Below are 18,361 nucleotides of genomic sequence, written 5' to 3'. Positions count from 1 at the left end.
CAGCTTAAGGGACCCGATCATGGCCGAAGATGAGCGGCTGCGCGAGGCGCTGCTCGAATTGCAGCTCCTGCGCGAACGCGAGGCGAAATCTCTCAACGAGACGCGCAAGCTTCTCGAATGCCTTGAGGCCTATTCCAGTGCGCGCACGCCCGGTGACGCGCTGGGCAGCATCTTTGTCTCTCTGCGCAACAAGATCGGGGCCGACCTTGCCGTTCTGGGCGAGATCGACAGCGATGGCAGCTTCCTGATCTCGGCCAGCGACGAGGCCCGCATGATCGGCAAGCGGCTTGTGCCGCCCTTTGATCTGGGGGCCCGCGCGCGGGACATCATCGATCTGTCCGTAACCGGGGCCTGGGGCGGGGATCTCGACATCTCGGGCTATACGGGCTTTGAATGCGCGCCGCTCCATTCGGATGGGCGGCGCTATGCGCTTGCGGTGTTCAAAGCATCCCCGCCGGCCTTTGCCCGGGGCTCGCTCAGCCTTGTGGAACGGCTCGCCGGGCTCGCCCTGCGCGCGCTCCAGGGCAGCAAGATCGCCACGGAAAACAAGCTTCTGGCGGCGGCGATCCAGGGCTCCTCCTCGGGCTTTGCCATTGCGGATGCGACGCGACCCGAACGCCCGCTGATCTATGTGAACAGCGCCTTTGAAGAGATTTCCGGCTACACGGCGGAGGAGGTTCTGGGCGAGAACTGTCGCTTTCTCTCGGCCGAACCCGTCGACGGGGCGGAGCGCAGTCGGCTCCGCGCGGCGGTGCGGGACAATGCGCCGGGTCAGTTCCTGCTGCGCAATCAACGCAAGGATGGCAGTCTGTTCTGGAACGAGCTGACCCTTTTTCCGGTGGAAGATGAGGCGGGCAGGATCGTCAACCTCGTGGCGACCCAGAACGATGTGAGTGGGCGGGTCGAGGCGGCGGCTGAGCGCGACAAGACCCGGGCGCAGATGGCCCGTGCGCTGACTGCGACCGAGGATGCCTTCCTCGTGCTCGAACCCGGCCATGTGGTGGCGTTTTCCAATGACGCCACGCGGGACATCTTCTTTGCGCCCAATGTGGACTGGTCCGTTGGCTCGACCTTCGGGGAAAACTGGGCGGCCTATCTGATGGCCTCGGACGATCTGCCGGGGCGGGTCACGACCCTGCTGGCCGAGCCGGATCTGGAGGCGCTGTCACAATTGCCCAACGGGCGCGAGATCGATCTGCCCGATGGCCATACGGTGCTGATCCGCGCCTCGAGCTTTGCCGATGGCGGCATGGTGCTCTCGGCGACGGATGTGACCCCGATGAAATCCGCGCAGCGGCTGCTGTCCCAACGATTGGCGGCGATCGAGGCCGCTCAGGACGGCATCGCTGTGACCGATGTGGCCGGGCGACTGACCTTCCTGAACCGTGCGGCCTCCGAGCTGTTGGGCTTCGCCTCGCCGACGGCGGCCTTGGGCAAGACCTGGTACACCCGCTATGACAGCCAGACCCAGTCCGCCAATCAGGAGCCCTTCGACATGACGCTGGAGCGTCAGGAGAAGGGCAAGACCCGCACCCATGAGGTGACCGGCACGGTGCTCGACAGTGGCGGGACGGTGATCGTGTTCCGCGACATCACGGACCGGCTGGAATACGAGACCCGCGAGGCGGATCTGAAACAGGGATTGCGGCAGTTGCAGCGGCAGGAGGCCACGGCTCAGCTCACGGCGGGGATCGCCCATGATTTCAACAACCTGCTTTCGGCGATCAATGGCTCGGCCACGCTGATCGGGCTCGAAGAGCAGCTGACCGACAGCCTCAAGGCCCATGTGAACCGGATCTCGACCGCGGGGACCCAGGCGGCAAAACTGGTCAATCGCCTGCTCGATATCGGCGCCAATAACGACGCGCAGGGCACGTTCGATTTGCGCTCGGCCATCGCGGATATCCCCGCGCTGGTGGAGCCGAGCCTGCCCCAGGGCGTATCGCTCTCCATGGCAGCGGGGGAGGGGAGCTATGCGCTCTCGGGTGATCCGGGCTCTTTGACACAGGCGATTGTGAACCTTGTGCTGAATGCCCGCGATGCCATCGGGTCGGGCGATGGGCAGATCGCGCTCGAGGTGTCCTCCCTGTCCGGGCGTCGCATCGACGGCACCCATGTGGGGGAGCTTTTGCCCGCGCGACGCTATGTGCGGATCGACGTGTCCGATACGGGTAGCGGGATCGATCCCGGCCAGCTCGAAGCGGTGTTCGAGCCGTATTTCTCGACCAAGGGCCGCCACGGTACGGGGCTGGGCCTTGCCATGGTGTCGCTGCAAGTGCAGGCGATTGGCGGCGCGGTCGGCATCCGCTCCGTCAAGGGGACGGGGACAACCGTCTCGGTTTACTGGCCCATCGCCTCGCCGGAGGAGGCGGGGCAGGCGGGCCCAGCGGCCGCCGGGCACCATCTGGGCGGGCAGACCATCATCCTCGTGGATGATGACGAGGATGTGGCGACGGTCGCGGCCGCCTATCTCGAGGCGCAGGGCGCCGAGGTTGCCGTCTGCATCGATCCGCGCGACGCGGTGGAGGCGGTCGAGGACGCGCCCGAGGCGTGGTCGGCCGTGGTCACCGATTACGACATGCCCGAGATGAATGGCGGCGATCTGGCCGAGCGCGTCAAGCGCGCGAACCCGGATATCCCGGTGATCCTTGTAACCGCATTGGCCCGTCGCCTGTCCGATCCGCGTGTCACAAACGGTACGGTCGACATGGTTCTGGCCAAACCGACGGACCTTAACCATTTATCTTCTGTTCTTTCGGAATATCATGGAGACCCCAACTGAGGCTTCTGCCATGCGTGTATTGCTCGCCGACGACCATGATCTCGTTCTGGAAACGCTCGCCTCCTTCCTGAAGGCCGAGGGCGGGTTCGAGGTGGAAACCTGCGGATCTCTGGACGCTGCCTGCGAGAAGATCAGCAATGATATCGCCTATGACCTCGTGCTGCTGGACTACACCATGCCGGGGATGGATGGGCTCAACGGGTTGAAAAAGGCCATTGATGCGTCCTTCGGGCGGCCCGTGGCGATGATGTCCGGGACGGCCTCCAAGGTGATCGCACAGGATGCCATCGATGCGGGGGCGATCGGTTTTCTGCCCAAGACCATGGCGGCGAAATCCATGGTGAACGCGGTGAAATTCATGGCGATGGGGGAAACCTATGTCCCCCTCGATTTCCTCAATGCCGAGGAGGAAACCGCCGAGATCCCCCTGGCCAAGCAGCTCTCGGAGCGGGAGCATCAGGTGCTGGGCGGTTTGTGTCGCGGCCTGTCCAACAAGGAAATCGCGCGGGAGCTGGATCTGCAGGAGGTGACGATCAAGCTCCATGTCAAAACGCTCTGCCGCAAGATCGACGCCAAGAACCGAACCCAGGCGGCGATGATCGCGAAGGAGGCGGGCCTCTTTTGAAGCCCGCCCCATAGGGTGTCAGAACAGGATGCCGTCGCAAATCTCGAGATAGAGCGCGTCGGCGGGCCCTCCGTCGCGAGCATCGAAGCTGATCGTGCAGCCGCCCAGATCCACCGAGACGCTGTTATCCTGCTCCTGGGCCACGAAGCTCGCGATCCAGAGATCCTCGGTCATGGCATCGGACAAAAGGTCCAGGGACCGCAGGTCCAGCCGATCGGATTCGCCGCCCGCATTGCGGAAATCGGTGATCTGATCCTGGCTGCCATCGAGGTCATCCGCGCGGAAGATGAACCGGTCGCTGCCCGACCCGCCCGAGGCGATATCCGCCCCGGCCCCGAGATAGAGCCGGTCCGCCCCTGCGCCGCCATCGAGGATGTCATCCCCGACATAGCCCGAGAGCTTGTCCTTGCCTTCGCCGCCGACCATCAGGTCATTGCCGGAGCCGCCCTTGATATAGTCCGCGCCGTCCCCGCCGAAGACCTCGTCATCGCCGGTCCCGCCATCGAGCTTGTCGTCCCCGGCATCGCCATGGAGGATATCGGCCCCCGAACCGCCCTTGACGTCGTCCGCGTCCGCGCCGCCCGAGAGGGTGTCATCCCCGCTGCCGCCGATCATGACGTCCTGTCCGAGCTCACCATGGAGCGTATCGTGACCCGAGCCGCCATTCATGGTGTCGGCGCCATCACCGCCCCAGAGCGTGTCCTGATCGCTGCCGCCGTTGAGGATGTCGTCGCCGGCATCGCCATAGAGCTCGTCGAACCCGGTGCCGCCGTCCAGCGTGTCATTGCCAACCCCGCCATGGAGCTTGTCGTGACCCGCCGAGCCGCTGAGGTAGTCATCCCCTTCGCCGCCATAGAGCGTGTCGTCATCCTCGGGCAGGATGTTGCCGTCGGCGTCGTAGCGCACCCCGTCCGCGTCATAGGTCGAGACCGTTGTCGAGGTGCTGTTCGGGCCCGCACCGCCATAGATCGCGTCGTTCTCGGCCCCACCGCTCAGGGTGTCGCCGCGACCCGCGCCGATGATCGTGTCCTCGCCATAGCCGCCATAGACCGTGTCTGCGTCAGCGCCGGAATGGATCTGATCGTCGTAAGTGGTCGCGTCATCCGGGGTCTCGACCACTTCGGGCGAGCGGATCAGGACCTGGGCGTATTGGTCCTTGTCGGCGAAGGGATCCATGGTGCGCGGATCCACCGCGCCGTCATTGGAACTGGCCTTGGGCGCGTCCGAGACAAGCTCCAGCGTGACGACCCCGGTCTGGGCATCGGTGAGAACCTGATAGATCCCGCCCGAAGAGTTCGTGCTGCTGTCCATGTCATGGTCGCCGCTATTGCCGCCCGCATAGAGGTTGCCATCGCCATCGACCACGAAGGCCCCGAAGGTGATCGCGGGCACCCCGTCCAGCAGAACGCCGTCGATCACCGTGCCGCTGATCGGCGTGGTCGAGAAGATCGGCTCACCGCCGCTTTCGACCTGCGAGATGTCGATCTGGAACAGCTTTGCCGCGTCGCCGGCCACCTCGGGTTTGACGATGCCGTAGAAGGTGTTCGTGGCCGCATCAAAGCCCACATCCCAGACCTTGTCGGTGATCATGTCCTTGGGGAACTTGTAGGTCTCGGTGACCGGGTTGCCCTCCGCGTCGAGCTGGTCGAGATCGATCCGTGTGACGCGGTCCATGCTGGAGTGAAACGCCCAGAGATTGCCGTCATCATCGATATCGGCGGTCCAGCTGCGATAGGGGGTCTCGCCGATCCGGTAGGCCGCGCCCGAGGCGTCATACATCATCAGATCCGCTTCGGCGACCGCGTTGCCGAGCGCGTCCACGCCGGGCTTGACCGCGAGGCCGTAGATCAGGTTGTCCTGCTGGTTGAACCCGATGGCATTGACCACCACGGTCGCCTCGGCCCCGGCGGGCGTGTAGGTTTCGGTCAGCGGGTCAAAGATATGCAGCTTGCCGTTGAGCACCTGATAGATGTGGGATTGACCCTCGGCGATGCTCTTGACCGTGACGGTCTCGCCGCCGATCTCCTTGTCGGTCTCATAGTAGAAAACCGGCAGATCTGTCAGGATCTCGGGGCCGCTTGATGCGGTGGACTCGACCGAACGGAAAGTCAGCTCGCCCGGGCCGCCCGTGCCCTTAAAGGCCACCATCTGATCCTGAAACACCGCGCTGTTGGTGTCGAACGTGCTGATGACTTCGCCATTCCACAGAACCTCGACTGCACCGCTGAGCACGTTGGCCCCGTAGTTTGCGGCCAGCTCGAAGCTGATCTCGTAGGTGGCCCCGGCGAGCGTGTCGACGGACTGGGTCATGCTGGAATGGCCATTGCCTTCGTCGCGCACGGTCCAGGCTCCGGTCTCGCCATATTGGGCAAAGCTGGTGGCGGTGTCGGCCCCCTCGAGCAGGTTCTGCCCGATGAAGTCGCCATAGATAACATCCTCGCCCCCGGCGCTTTCGATCACGTCATCGCCGGCCAGGGCCAGGATTTCGTCCGCTCCCGAGGTGCCCTGCAGGGTCTCGGTTTGACCGGTTCCCAGGATTTGGGTGCGGTCAGATGTGGTTGTATCTGGCATGATTATTCCTCTCTTGTTCAATCACAACTTCACCATCCAATGCCTTGATAGGCCTCGGTTTTCGGGCACTCCTCAAAGAGGCGCACAACATCGATGATCGGGGTTTCGCACCGGGTCGCGGCATCATGGGCGATCTGGGCGTAATGGGGGTTGGACTGGGTCACGATCAGCGCATCCGCCTGTGCGGCCACATCCTCGGGGCGCGCCACGAGGAAATCGCGCAGCTCCCCTGCGAGGGCGGCGAGGCCGGGGCTGCCATGTTTGACATAGCCGAGCTGGCTCTCGATGGCGGTGTCGGCGGTGATGGCCGGATCGTGCACGACGATCTCGATCCCTTCGTCGCGCAGGGCGGCAATCACCTCGAGGATCGGGCTCTCGCGCAGGTCATCGGTGCCCGGCTTGAAGGCCAGTCCGAGGATCCCGACGCGGCGCGCTCCGGTCTCGCGGGCCATGCGCACGGCGCTCTCGATCTGCTCGCGGTTGGAGGTGCCGAGATTTTCGATCATCGGCAGCGAGACCCCGGCGGATTTGGCGATATGGGCCACGGCGCGGACCTCCTTGGGCAGGCAGGAGCCGCCATAGGCAAAGCCGGGCTTGAGGTAGTAGGGCGACAGGTTCAGCTTGGTGTCCTGGCAGAACACATCCATCACCGCGTGGCTGTCCACGCCCTGGGACTTGGCCAGCCGGCCGACCTCATTGGCGAAGCAGACCTTGGTCGCGTGCCAGACATTGTCCACGTATTTGACCATCTCGGCGGTCTCGATGGAGGTCAGGATCGGCTGCTCATCCACCGGCGCGTAGATCTCGCGCAGCATCTCCGCCGTCCGCGCACAGGTGGCGCCGATCACGGTCTTGGGGGGAGCATAGAAATCGGCGACGGCCACGCCCTCGCGCAGGAACTCGGGGTTGAAGGCCACGCCGAAATCGACGCCCAGTTTCTTGCCAGAGACCTCTTCGAGGATCGGGGTCATCACCTTCATGGTGGTGCCCGGCGGGATCGAGCAGCGCATGACGAAGACGTGGAACTCGGACTTCCGTGCGAGCCCGGCGGCCATGGTCCGGGCGGCGGCCTCGATGAACCGGTAGTCGCAGCCGCCATCCGGCGCGGTCGGCGTGCCGACGGAGACGAAGGTCACATCGGTGCCGAACACCGCCTCGGCCAGATCCGCGGTCGCCGAGACGAGCCCGTTCTGAACCCCTTCCTCCAGGAGCTTGCCCAGATCCTTTTCATGGATTGGCGAGCGGCCCGCGGCGATGTCGGCGACCTTGGCCGCATCGATATCCACGCCCACCACCTTGTGGCCCAGGCTGGACAGGCAGGCGGTCGAGACCGCGCCCACATAGCCCAGTCCGACGACGGAGATGGCCAGTTTGGCGGTGACGGGGAGGGCGGCCTCGAACCCGGCGCGGGCGAAGTCGAAAGATGCGATGTCCAGCATGGTGAAAACCCTTTCACGTAAACTCTTGTTACCGTTGATGAGGTTTTAACGTGCTGAATTCGCGAAGTATTTTAACTGAAAGACTAGATCTTTCCGCAAAAGCATCGCCGCCCTGTTCTTTCGGATAGGAGGGGCGCGCGGATGGGATTGGCGCATAAAAAAAGGCCCGCGCTACCGGCAATCCGGTAACGCGGGCCAAGCCTGATGTCCGTGAGTGGGGTCAGGCGACTTGTTGCTCGGGGGCGCGTGCGTAGACGTCCTCGTAGCGAATGATATCGTCCTCGCCGAGATAGGCGCCGGACTGGACCTCGATCAGGTTGAGCGGGACCTTGCCGCGGTTCTCGAGCCGGTGAACGGCGCCGAGCGGGATGTAGACCGACTGGTTCTCGCTCACGAGGGAGACGTCGGTATCCACGGTCACATGGGCGCTGCCCTCGACCACGACCCAGTGCTCGGCCCGGTGGAAATGGCTCTGCAGGCTGAGCGCGGCGCCCGGCTTGACCATGATCCGCTTGACCTGGAAGCGTTCGCCCAGGGACAGCGTCTCGTAATAGCCCCAGGGGCGGTGGCAGCGGCGGAAGCCCTCGGCCTGCGGCGCGGCCTGGATCTTGAGCTCGGCCACGACCTCCTTGACGCGCTCGCTGTCGTCGAGATTGGCCACGAGGATCGCGTCATCGGTGGCGATGGCGGCGATGTTTTCGAGCCCGAGACCCACGAGTTTGGTATCCGTCGCGTTGGATTTCAGCAGGGTGTTCTTGCAATCGATCTGCAGGGCGTCGCCCTCGACCGTGTTGCCCGCCGCGTCCTGATCCGACGCGCCATGCACCGAGCGCCAGGAGCCGAGATCGGTCCAGCCGCAGGACACCGGGATGACCTGCAGGGCTTCAGCGGCTTCCATGATCGCGTAGTCAATCGAGATGTCCTCGCAGCGATCGTAGGCCTGCTCGCCGAGGCGGAAGAAGCACAGATCGTCCTTGCCCGCCGCCAGTGCCGCGCGGACCGGCATGACGAGGCGCGGGGCCAGCACTTCGAAGGCCTCGATGATGGTGCGGACCTTGAACATGAAGATCCCGGCATTCCACATGTGGCGGCCATCCTTGAGAAGCTGCTGCGCCAGGGCTTTCTTGGGCTTTTCGACGAAGGATTTCAGCTCCTGCGGTTTGCCCAGTTCCGGCGCGCCGGTCAGTTCCAGATAGCCATAGCCTGTCTCGGGCGCGGTGGGCTTGATCCCGAAGGTCACGAGATGACCGTCCTGGGCTGCGGCTTCGCCGGCGGCCACGGCCTCGAGAAAGGCTTCGGTGTCGGCGATCTGATGATCGGAGGGCGACACCAGCAGGACCGCATCCGGGGTCGCCTCGTGGCGCAGGGCGGCGGCGAGGATCGCGGGGGCGGTGTTGCGGCCCGCAGGCTCGAGCAGGATCGACGCGCCCTCGATGCCCGCATCATCCAGCTGTTCAGCGGTGATGAAGCGGAAATCGTTGCCGGTGATGATGGTCGGGGCGGCAAAGGACGCCCCCTGCAGACGGGTCACGGTGTCCTGGAACAGGCTGCGCGCGCCCACAAGCTCGGTGAATTGCTTGGGGTAGCTTTTGCGCGACGCGGGCCAAAGACGGGTACCGGAGCCACCAGCGAGGATAACGGGGATGATCATTACGAAAACTCCTTTGCTTGATCTCTTGGAAAGACCATGCCGGTCCGGGGCGACAAAATCGTCTGTCCGAGAGGATCGAACCCGCGCCCTTTCGAGACCAGCGCTATCCTTTGGGATAGGCCGGGTCTCGAGGCGGGGGGGACGGGTACGCGCGCGCTCAAAACCAGCTCGGGGCGGGCAGGGCGCCGATATAGATCGCAAGCCCTGAGACAAAGGCCGCCACGGCAATCACCAGCTGGGCCTTGGCGGTCCAGTTCTGCATCCGCGCCATCAGCCCGCCGCCGCCGCCCGCGCTCTGGTTGCCGCGATTGGACCATTTCTGCTTGGACAGGTGGAAGATCATGAAGATCTTCACCGAGGCGTTGATCACCTGATTGAAATACAGGATGAACGGCCAGCTCAGATCCACGGTCCGGCTGTAGCGGAACAGGAACAGGCACAGCACCACCCGGCTGAAGATCACCCAGATCAGCGCGCTCACCAGATACATCGGATCGACGAAGGCCGCGAGGATCGCCAGCGTCGGGCTGACCATCATGGTCCACATGGCGATCCGCTGATCCACGATGCACCACCAGATGAACGGCTTCACCCGGCGCGGCCCGAGCGCGATGGCGCGCGTCCCGTTGCGGAGCATGTTGCCGGACCAGCGGCGGAAGTTCTGGATCATCCGCTCCAGCCCGTTCTCCTTGATCACCTCGATCGTGTAGACGGTGGCGTCGGGCACATAGGTCATCTTCGAGCCGCAGGTCAGCATGTGATACCAGGTCGACTTGTCGTCCCCGGACAGGAAGCGGAACCGCCCCCAGAGCCAGTGGTCCAGATGGTCCGCCTCGATCGTGCGGATGAACCGCTCGCTCAGCATATGCTGGGCGCGAAAGACGCTCATCCGGCCGGTCAGGGTCAGCACCTTGTCGGACATGGCATGGCTCTGCATGGCGAGGCGGCGCTGGGCAAAGCGCATGTCGAGCCAGTTGGCGATCCATTTCGGGCCATAGCAGATCACCTCTTCATCGGTGGTCAGGGCCTGCAACTCGGGATCCGCGCCGAACATCGACAGGGTCTTCTCCATGACGTCCTGCCCATAGAGCGCATCGCCATCCATGAAGATCACCAGATCGTCGGGATCCACCCCGTTGCGATTGATCGCCCGCAGGATCAGGCCAATGGCCATGCGCTTGCCCGGCTGGTTCTGGCGGATGAAGACGAGCTCGGCCAGATCATCGGGGATGTCCTGCGCGTGGGTTTCGACAAAGGACCGGATGATCAGCTCGTCGTAGGCCGAGCCCGTGCCGATATAGAGCGTCGTAGGGATCCCCTCGCGCTTGATCTGGCCGAGGATCGAGCCGATGACCCGCTTGGTGATCGCCGGTTCCTCGTAATAGGTCGTCATCTGGATATGCAGGCGCCGGGGCCTCCAGCCCGAATGCCAGACCGCATCGGCCTTGGCGCGCATGCGCGGCCATTTCACCCGGCGGTAGATCTCGGCGCGCACCGCATGGGTGAACCACCAGCCGAACCGCCAGCATCCAAGCGTGCCGAGTACGAGCGTCACATGGAGAACATCGGGCTGAAAGAACCGGTTCTGCGTGCTGACCACCAGATAGACCAGCCCGGTCATCCCCACGGCAAAGGCAAAGAGCTGACCAAAGGACCATTTGGCGAGACCCCGTTTGGCCGGGCGTTGATAGCCGCGCAGCCGTTGGGTCAGATCCTTGTCAAAGGCGTATTCGCTTTCAGGGGCGTACATCGATCAGCTCCTTCAGCGCGGCAAGCCAGGCCGGGTTGCGCGCGAGGCGCAGCTCCATGGGCGCGTCCGGGCGCAAAAGCTCCGGCGCATCCCGCATCACCCAATCCGCAGGCAGGACCGACACCCGCAGCCCGAAGCTGCCGGCGCGGTCGGGATTGGCCATCGCGACCACATCCTCGACGACGCCGCGGATCTGGCGGGTTTGGCCGCCGCTGATCGCGGTCAGCTTGGCGATCATGCCGGGATAGACCGCCGCGGCCATGCCCTCATCCAGCCAGCCGATCACGCGGCGCGGGCCGGCCTCTTCCAGCGTCAGGGCCATGTCGCCCCGGGCGAGAAACTGATCCTCGAAGGCGGGGATCTCGGCGATGATGCCATCGGCAAGTGCCACGATATCCGCAGCCCCGCCCACATCCTTTTCGGCGCTGAGTTCGCGCTTGAGCTGGGCGATGTCGTCCTTCTGGGCGCGCAGCATGTCCTGCAGGTATTCGCGCCGCGCATGAAAGTCGTCGGCCCGTTGCGAGATTTCGGCGTCGAACAGGGCCAGCGCCTGCTGGGCGCGGCGCATGTCCTGCAGCGTGTGATCCCCGAGGAAATCCCCCACGCGCCGCGCCGCGATGGTCTGGGCCAGAGCCGCCTCGAACGGGCGGCGCGCATCGGCCAGACCTTCCATATGCAGCGCGAGCGCCTTGCGGCTTTGGCGGGCATCGGCCTCGGCCCGGCGCAGATCCGTGCGGATCTCGGTCAGGGTGCCGCCATGGCCCGGGCTCGACAGCACCACGAGGGTCTGACCCTGGCGTACGGCCTCGCCCGGAGCCACGCGGATCTCGTCCACATAAGCCCCGGTGGGGGCGCGATGTTCGACCAGCTCGGCCACGACCCGGGCTTGGCCCACGGGGATCGAGCTGAGCCGTGTCCAGATCTGCTGACCCAGCAGGCCAAAGACCACCACCCCGATCAGGCAATAGACCAGAAGGTTCCAGACCACCCGCAGGCTGCGCGGGGTCTTGCCCTGGGTTGCGACGGTCTTTTCCTCTTCGGTCTCTTCCATGGGGACGAGATCGACCGGGGTGTCGAGGCTGGTGATCACCTCTTCGGTGCTGGCCATCCGGCCTGACAGGATCGAGCGATAAAAGACCGCAAGGGTTTCGCGCTGGCGCCCGGTCAGCCCGTCAAAGAGCAGCTCGCGCCCCTCCGCCCCAGGTTTGAATTGCACGGGAAAGCGGATATCCACCCCCTGGAACGGGATCGACAGGATACCCTTGCTGGGCAGCACATCGCTGTCGCCGGGGAACTGCAGCCCGCTCAGAGACCACTCGGCCACGGCCACGACATCGCCCGTGGCCAGCTCGAGCCCGAGCGGCGCGCGGACCTGAAAGGACAGGTCGGACATGGGTCTTTCGTGGCGGATCTTCACGGAACTGGGCCTCTGAAACTGGAAAACTGAGGGCGTTCTACCTGCTGGACCCGCGCAGATGGCGGGTGCGGAGGGATAGCGGAGGTCTCGAAAGTATAGTCCCGATGCATCGGTATAGAGCGGCGCGAAAAGGCTTCTCAGGGCGCGGATGTACCGTTTATCCCAAGGTCAGTTTCATAAGGAGTGTGAGCCGATGAGTACCCTGACCTGTTTCAAAGCCTATGATGTCCGCGGCCGTGTGGGCGACAATCTGGATGCCGATATCGCCTACCGGATCGGGCGCGCGCTGGCGCAGACCCTCTCGGCGCGCTCGGTGGTGGTGGGCCGCGATATCCGCGAGAGCTCGCCGGTTCTGCTGGCGGCGCTGGTGGAGGGGCTGCGCGATGCGGGGGCGGAGGTGCTCGACATAGCGCTGTGCGGCACGGAGGAGGTGTATTTCGCCACCGACCATTTCGGCGCCGATGCCGGGGTGATGGTCACCGCGTCGCACAACCCGATCGACTATAACGGGGTCAAGATGGTCGGGGCGGGCGCGCGCCCCCTCAGTGATACGACCTTCCGCGAGATCGAGCGCGTGGCGGCAACGGCGGCCTTCGGGCCGAAGGCGGAAACACGGGGCGGGCACAGCCCGGTCTCGGCCCGCGCGGCCTATGTGGAACGGGTTTGCGCCTTTGTGGATCCGGCGGCCATCGGGCCGCTGCATCTGGTGGCCAACCCAGGCAATGGCTGCGCCGGGCCGACCTTCGATGCGATCATCGACCATCTGCAGGCGCGCGGCGCACAGATCCGCGTCACCCGCCTGCATCATGCCCCCGATGCAAACTTTCCCAATGGCATTCCCAACCCGCTCCTGCCCGAGAACCAGCCGGTCACGGCAGAGGCGGTGACCGCCCATGGCGCGGATCTGGGCGTGGCCTGGGACGGGGATTTCGACCGGTGCTTCTTCTTTGACGAGGCGGGCGGGTTCATCCCCGGCGAATTCGTCGTCGGTCTGCTGGCCGAGGCAGTTCTGGAAAGCAACCCGGCGGGCAAGATCGTCTATGACCCTCGCGTCGTCTGGAACACACGGCGCATCGTGCGCGACTGCGGCGGCGAAGCGATCATGTCCCGCACCGGCCATGTGTTGGTCAAGGACAAGATGCGGGCCGAGGGCGCGCTCTATGGCGGCGAGATGTCGGCCCATCACTACTTCCGCGACTTCATGTATTGCGACAGCGGCATGATCCCCTGGCTTTTGATGCTGGAGCGTCTGTCGCGCGCCAAGACCTGCTTTTCGAGCCTCGTGGCCGAGATGCGTCAGCGCCACCCCTCCTCGGGCGAGATCAACTTCCGCGTCGAGAGCACCGACGAGGTGACCGCCAGCCTGCGGGCCCGCTATGAGGGCTGCGCCGAAACGGTCGATGGGCTCGACGGGATCAGCATGGAATTCGACAGCTGGCGGTTCAATCTGCGGGCATCGAATACCGAGCCGCTCTTGCGTCTGAATGTCGAGACGCTGGATTGTCCCGACCTGCTGCGGGCGCGTGTCCTCGAGCTGAGCGAGGCGATCCGCGCCGCCGCCTGACAGGGTCCACATCTTCGAACAGCGCCGTCCGAGGGTCCCCCTCTCGGGCGGCGTTTTCACGTGGGGTGGGGCCTTGCCCGCCTGTCCCAAGGGGCAGTGGTGTAGCCCTCCGAGAGGGACGGCTATACTTTTGCGCAGCTCGGGCGCACCGCGTCTCCGGTATGCCGGTTCCAACAAAGGAGCCTGTTATGCCAGTTCGATTTTCCCCCGTGTCTCTTGCTTTTGGGGTGTTTCTGTCCACCGCTGCCACCGGCATTGCTGCGGACAACACGCTCTATGACGCGCCCCCGCCCGAGGATGCCGCCTTCCTGCGCTGGATCGAGCCGGGGCCCGCGCCCGAGATCTATGGCATTGCCGCGCTCGGTGCCGAGGGCGATGTCTTCCACCCGGTCTCTGCCGCCGCCACGAGCGGCGCGCAGCCGGGGGTCTATTACACCGCCGCCCGGGATGCCGGTGGCGCCGTGGTCGTCATCGAGGAACCCGCCCGCCCGGATCGCAGCAAGGTGCAGCTCACGCTGGTGAACCTCGCAGATGCGCCGGTCCGGCTCGAAGTTGCCGAGCCTGCCATGGTTGTCGTGGCCGAGACCGAGACGGGGGCCGCCGCCGCCCGCGCCGTGAACCCGGTGGCGGTCACGCTTGCCGTGGTCACGGCCGATGGCGCGGATCTGGGCCGGTTCGAGGTCAGCCTCCGGCGCGGTCAGAACGTGACTTTCGTGGCGCGTCCGGACGGCGCGCAGCTGATCGAGAACCGCTTTGGCCCCACGCTGGCGGACTGATCCATGGTCTTCTCCACACCCATCTTCCTCTTCGGGTTCCTGCCGGTCTTTCTGGCGACCTACTACGTCGTCCCCAAAGCCGCGCGGAACTGGCTGATCCTGCTGGCCTCGACCCTGTTTTACGCCTGGTGGCGGGCGGATGCGCTGATCGTGCTTTACGCCATTGCCGGGGGCAGCTTCGTCGCCGGTCGCGTCGCAGCCGGAGCAACCCGGCCCGAGGTTCGGAAATGGGCCGTGCGTCTGGGCGTGGGGTTCAACCTCGCCGTTCTGGGCTGGTTCAAATACACGACCTTCATTCTCGGGAACCTCAACACGGCGCTGGGGGGCGATGCCCTCACCGTGCCTGAGATCATCCTGCCGATTGGCCTGTCCTTCCTGGCCTTCCAGTCGATCAGCTACGTGATCGACGTGGCGCGCGGAGACGCGCCGCCCGCCCGCAAGCTGGTGGATTTCCTCGCCTTCTCGTCGCTCTTCCCGCAGCTGATTGCCGGGCCGGTCCTGCGCTACAAGGACCTCGCCCATCAGTTCGAGGCGCGCAGCCATTCCCTGTCGATCTTCGCCCGGGGCGTGCGCCGCTTCGTCGAAGGGGTGGCGATGAAACTGCTGGTTGCGGACAGTGTCGCGCCGCTTGCGGACCGGATCTTTGCCCTGCCGGACCCCACGGCCGCCGAGGCCTGGCTCGGGGCGCTGGCCTATTCCGTGCAGCTGCTGTTCGACTTCGCGGGCTACTCGGCCATGGCCATCGGGCTTGGCCTGATGATCGGCTTCCGCTTTCCGGAGAATTTCGACGCCCCCTATACCAGCCGCTCGATCACCGAGTTCTGGCGGCGCTGGCATATCAGCCTGTCGCGCTGGCTGCGTGACTATCTCTACGTGCCGCTGGGCGGGAACCGGGGCGGGGCGGCGAAAACCTATCGCAACCTGCTGCTGACCATGGTGCTGGGCGGGATCTGGCACGGGGCAAACTGGACCTTCGTGGTCTGGGGGATCTGGCATGGCGGACTGATGGCGCTGGAGCGCGCGCTGGGCGCGAAATCCCGCGACACGGTCTGGCCGCGCGCCATCGCATGGCCGCTGACCATGGTCTTCGTGATCCTCGGCTGGGTGGTGTTTCGGGCGGAAACGCTCGCCGATGCGCTGGCCATCTATGGCGGCATGGTCGGGCTGAACGGCGTCGCCCTGCGGCCCGAGCTGATCACCCTGACCGCGCCGACCGAGGCGATCTTCCTGATCATCGGGCTTGGCCTGTCCCTGCGGCGGCCCGGTCGCTGGCAGGTCCCGAGCCTCGCGCAGCGCCTGAAACCGGCGGTTCTGTCCCTCCTGTGCTGCGTTGTGGTGCAGGCCCGGACCGAGAGCCCCTTCCTGTATTTCCAGTTTTGAGGAGACGAGCGATGGATCCGAAATCCGATACCATCATTCCCCTGGCCCTGACCGCTGGCCTCGCGGCCCTGTCCGTTGCGGCCCTGATCAATGTGGACGCGGGTACGCCGCTGGAGGGCTGGGCCGATGGCCGCTATCAGCGAGGCTTCGAGGCGCGGTTCGAGACCGCCCTGCCGACCCAGTCCGCGGCGGTGGAGCTTTGGGCCGCCCTGCGCTGGCAGCTTTTCCGCGAACCCGCTCAGGGGGCGGTTGCGGGGCAGGGGGGCTGGCTTTTCACGGCTGAGGAATTCGCCGAGCCCGAGGCCCTCCGGGATCTGGCGGCGGAGCTCGCCCATGCCCGGTCGGTACTTGCGGCGCGCGGCATTCAGTTGGCCCCGGTCATCGTGCCCGACAAGGCGCGGATGCAGGCCCACCGTCTGCCGCGCGGGCGCTCCGCCGGGTTCGCCGGACGCTATGACCGGGCGCTGACCACGGTCGCGGCAGCCGGCCTGCCGGTGATCGACCTGCGGCCCGCGCTCGATTTCGACACGTCGTTTCTGCGCAGTGACACCCATTGGAGCCCCGAGGGCGCCCATCGCGCCGCCGAGGCCATCGCCGCCGCGCTCGCCGATACCCCGCTGGCCCAAAGCAATGTCGAGACCCGCAAAACCGGGTTCCGCGCCTTCGACGGGGATCTGGCCGGGTTCGTCGCCACCGGTGCGCTGCGCCCGCATGTCGGCCCCCATCCCGACCTGATCCGGACCTATGACACCACGGTAACCTCGGCAGGGGGCCTCTTTGGCGCGGCGGAGATCCCCGTGGCGCTGGTGGGCACGAGCTTCTCCGCCAAGCCTGCCTTCCACTTCGCCGGGTTCCTGAGCCAGGCGCTGCAGGTCGATCTGCTCAATGCCAGTGCCGTGGGGCAGGGCCCCTTTGCCCCCATGGACGCCTTTCTCGCCGAGCTCGATACGCTCGGCACCCCGCCAACCCTCGTGCTCTGGGAGATCCCGGAACGCTACCTCACAGCCAGGAGCCCCCAATCATGAAAACCGCCCTGAAACACACCGCGAAATACTGCGCCAAACTCGCCTCGGTGATCGGAGCCGCCGCGCTTCTGGCCGCGCCCCACGCGCAGGCAGCGCCCTATTGTTCCGCGCTGCTGGAGGCCGAGAGCCTGCCGAAGCGCTATGCCAAGGTTGCGCCGATCTACAGCGATCAGCAGAGCGGCTGGATGTTTACCCGCGACCAGCTCAAGGACCGCTACGACATGAAACGCAGCGCAGCGACGCTGGTCGGGGAAATCGCCCAAGCCTTCGCGGCGCGGGATGTGGCGCTCGCGATCCTGATCGCGCCGCCGCGTCCCGTCGTGGCGGGGCAGGCGCAGCTCGATGCCGCCATGGGGGGCGAGCGCTACGATGTGGCCGCCGCGCAGGCCTCGTTTGCCGCGCTGCTCGCCCAGCTGTCCGAGACCGGCGCGATTGTCCCCGACCTGCAGGCGCTGGCGCTCGGAGATCCGGCGTTGCGCGACCGCTTCTATTTTCGCCGTGATACCCACTGGACCCCCTTGGGGGCTGCGGCGAGCGCGTCCCGCCTCGCGGCGCTGACGGCGACCCAGCGTCCGGGTCTGTTTCCGGCGGCGGCATCCTTTGTCCCTGCGGCCAAGGCTGATGAGAGCTATCGTGAAAAGGGCTCGCTCGCCGAGATCCTGCGCAAGGCCTGTGATCAGGATCCAGGGGTCGAGGAGGTCCAGCTCTACGATCTGACCCGGCCCACGGCGCTGGACCTGCTGGATGACACGCAGGCGGGTCCGTCCATCGCCCTGCTGGGCAGCAGCTTCTCGAACCGCAACAAGTCCGACGATTACCGGTTCGGCGATGCCCTGGCCCGGGCGTTTGACGCGGATGTCGAGAACCTGTCGGTGTCTGGCGGCGGGCCGATCGGCGCGATCGAGGCCTATGTCCTCTCGGGTGCGCTGGAGCGGCGCGACCACGCCATGGTCGTCTGGGAGCTGCCCTATACCGAGAGCTTCAACTCGACCTCCTTCCTGCGCCAGCTTCTGGGGGCGTTGCAGGCCGCCGGGGCGTCGCAACGCGCTGTGCCGGTGGCCGTGACCCCGGGTAAATCGGTCGACATCCCTCTTTCGGGTGGCGCACCGGGCGGGATCGAGATCGTGACCCAGGGCCTCAAGCATCAGGACATGCGGCTCGAGCTGCGCTTTGACGACGGATCCACGGGCAAGGTCTCGCTCCGGCGGCGGCGCGCTGTCCCGGTTGAGATGCGGTCCCACAGCGTCTTTGGCAGTCTCGATCACTTCGGCTCCAAGACGCCGGTGGCCCTGACCCTGACCCCGGCCAAGGACGCGGAGATCGCCGAGATCCGCCTGTTCCCGGGGTGAGTGGGGCGCCGTGTTGTCGGTGGCACCTGTCG

Annotated in this window: 12 protein-coding genes; 7 read left to right on the top strand and 5 right to left on the bottom strand. The window is 65.6% G+C overall.

Annotated features, from left to right (window positions below; translation table 11 throughout):
• The first annotated feature begins 19 nt into the window (after positions 1 to 19).
• Both ACP150_RS01700 and ACP150_RS01695 read left to right on the top strand, forming a co-directional pair.
• A complete protein-coding gene (locus ACP150_RS01700) occupies positions 20 to 2,782 on the top strand; it encodes a PAS domain S-box protein (protein ID WP_424964809.1) in 2,763 nt (920 codons plus the stop codon).
• A 10-nt stretch (positions 2,783 to 2,792) separates the two neighbouring features.
• A complete protein-coding gene (locus ACP150_RS01695; protein WP_424964808.1) occupies positions 2,793 to 3,407 on the top strand; it encodes a response regulator in 615 nt (204 codons plus the stop codon).
• 18 nt (positions 3,408 to 3,425) lie between these two features.
• Here the strand turns inward: ACP150_RS01695 and ACP150_RS01690 are convergent, their stop codons facing one another.
• The 5 genes from ACP150_RS01690 to ACP150_RS01670 form a co-directional block, all read right to left on the bottom strand.
• A complete protein-coding gene (locus ACP150_RS01690; protein ID WP_424964807.1) occupies positions 3,426 to 5,978 on the bottom strand; it encodes a calcium-binding protein in 2,553 nt (850 codons plus the stop codon).
• Positions 5,979 to 6,007: 29 nt separating this feature from the next.
• A complete protein-coding gene (locus ACP150_RS01685; protein ID WP_424964806.1) occupies positions 6,008 to 7,417 on the bottom strand; it encodes a nucleotide sugar dehydrogenase in 1,410 nt (469 codons plus the stop codon).
• A gap of 220 nt (positions 7,418 to 7,637) precedes the next feature.
• On the bottom strand, positions 7,638 to 9,068 hold the full coding sequence (locus tag ACP150_RS01680) for a mannose-1-phosphate guanylyltransferase/mannose-6-phosphate isomerase (protein ID WP_424964805.1): 1,431 nt from the start codon (positions 9,066 to 9,068) through the stop codon (positions 7,638 to 7,640).
• A 157-nt stretch (positions 9,069 to 9,225) separates the two neighbouring features.
• Positions 9,226 to 10,818 (bottom strand): glycosyltransferase, encoded by a 1,593-nt coding sequence (locus ACP150_RS01675; protein WP_424964804.1) that lies wholly within the window; start codon positions 10,816 to 10,818, stop codon positions 9,226 to 9,228.
• Positions 10,805 to 12,211, bottom strand: a complete 1,407-nt coding sequence (locus ACP150_RS01670) for an HlyD family secretion protein (protein ID WP_424964803.1) — start codon at positions 12,209 to 12,211, stop codon at positions 10,805 to 10,807. Before ACP150_RS01670 ends, ACP150_RS01675 begins: the two co-directional genes overlap by 14 nt.
• Positions 12,212 to 12,428: 217 nt before the next feature.
• Between ACP150_RS01670 and ACP150_RS01665 the strand changes: the two genes are divergently transcribed.
• The 5 genes from ACP150_RS01665 (at position 12,429) to ACP150_RS01645 (ending at position 18,329) form a co-directional block, all read left to right on the top strand.
• Complete coding sequence (locus ACP150_RS01665; protein WP_424964802.1) at positions 12,429 to 13,799, top strand: phosphomannomutase; 1,371 nt, start codon at positions 12,429 to 12,431, stop codon at positions 13,797 to 13,799.
• Between the two features lie 188 nt (positions 13,800 to 13,987).
• Entirely contained in the window at positions 13,988 to 14,575 is a 588-nt protein-coding gene (locus tag ACP150_RS01660; RefSeq protein WP_424964801.1) for an alginate O-acetyltransferase AlgF, read from the top strand.
• A 3-nt stretch (positions 14,576 to 14,578) separates the two neighbouring features.
• Entirely contained in the window at positions 14,579 to 15,955 is a 1,377-nt protein-coding gene (locus ACP150_RS01655) for an MBOAT family O-acyltransferase (RefSeq protein WP_424964800.1), read from the top strand.
• An 11-nt stretch (positions 15,956 to 15,966) separates the two neighbouring features.
• Complete coding sequence (locus tag ACP150_RS01650) at positions 15,967 to 16,980, top strand: alginate O-acetyltransferase AlgX-related protein (protein WP_424964799.1); 1,014 nt, start codon at positions 15,967 to 15,969, stop codon at positions 16,978 to 16,980.
• Complete coding sequence (locus ACP150_RS01645) at positions 16,977 to 18,329, top strand: alginate O-acetyltransferase AlgX-related protein (RefSeq protein WP_424964798.1); 1,353 nt, start codon at positions 16,977 to 16,979, stop codon at positions 18,327 to 18,329. The genes ACP150_RS01650 and ACP150_RS01645 overlap by 4 nt, the downstream gene beginning before the upstream one ends.
• Positions 18,330 to 18,361: the final 32 nt, after the last annotated feature.

Origin of the sequence: Dinoroseobacter sp. S375 (genome assembly GCF_049800775.1) — a bacterium.
GTDB lineage: Bacteria > Pseudomonadota > Alphaproteobacteria > Rhodobacterales > Rhodobacteraceae > Dinoroseobacter.
The sequence above is the reverse complement of the archived record's forward strand: the minus strand, read 5'-3'. Positions and strand labels throughout refer to the sequence as shown.

Coding starts and splice junctions, on each gene's coding strand:
- ACP150_RS01700 (WP_424964809.1), top strand. CDS start 20: ATGGCCGAAGATGAGCGGCTGCGCGAGGCGCTGCTCGAATTGCAGCTC.
- ACP150_RS01695 (WP_424964808.1), top strand. CDS start 2,793: ATGCGTGTATTGCTCGCCGACGACCATGATCTCGTTCTGGAAACGCTC.
- ACP150_RS01690 (WP_424964807.1), bottom strand. CDS start 5,978: ATGCCAGATACAACCACATCTGACCGCACCCAAATCCTGGGAACCGGT.
- ACP150_RS01685 (WP_424964806.1), bottom strand. CDS start 7,417: ATGCTGGACATCGCATCTTTCGACTTCGCCCGCGCCGGGTTCGAGGCC.
- ACP150_RS01680 (WP_424964805.1), bottom strand. CDS start 9,068: ATGATCATCCCCGTTATCCTCGCTGGTGGCTCCGGTACCCGTCTTTGG.
- ACP150_RS01675 (WP_424964804.1), bottom strand. CDS start 10,818: ATGTACGCCCCTGAAAGCGAATACGCCTTTGACAAGGATCTGACCCAA.
- ACP150_RS01670 (WP_424964803.1), bottom strand. CDS start 12,211: ATGTCCGACCTGTCCTTTCAGGTCCGCGCGCCGCTCGGGCTCGAGCTG.
- ACP150_RS01665 (WP_424964802.1), top strand. CDS start 12,429: ATGAGTACCCTGACCTGTTTCAAAGCCTATGATGTCCGCGGCCGTGTG.
- ACP150_RS01660 (WP_424964801.1), top strand. CDS start 13,988: ATGCCAGTTCGATTTTCCCCCGTGTCTCTTGCTTTTGGGGTGTTTCTG.
- ACP150_RS01655 (WP_424964800.1), top strand. CDS start 14,579: ATGGTCTTCTCCACACCCATCTTCCTCTTCGGGTTCCTGCCGGTCTTT.
- ACP150_RS01650 (WP_424964799.1), top strand. CDS start 15,967: ATGGATCCGAAATCCGATACCATCATTCCCCTGGCCCTGACCGCTGGC.
- ACP150_RS01645 (WP_424964798.1), top strand. CDS start 16,977: ATGAAAACCGCCCTGAAACACACCGCGAAATACTGCGCCAAACTCGCC.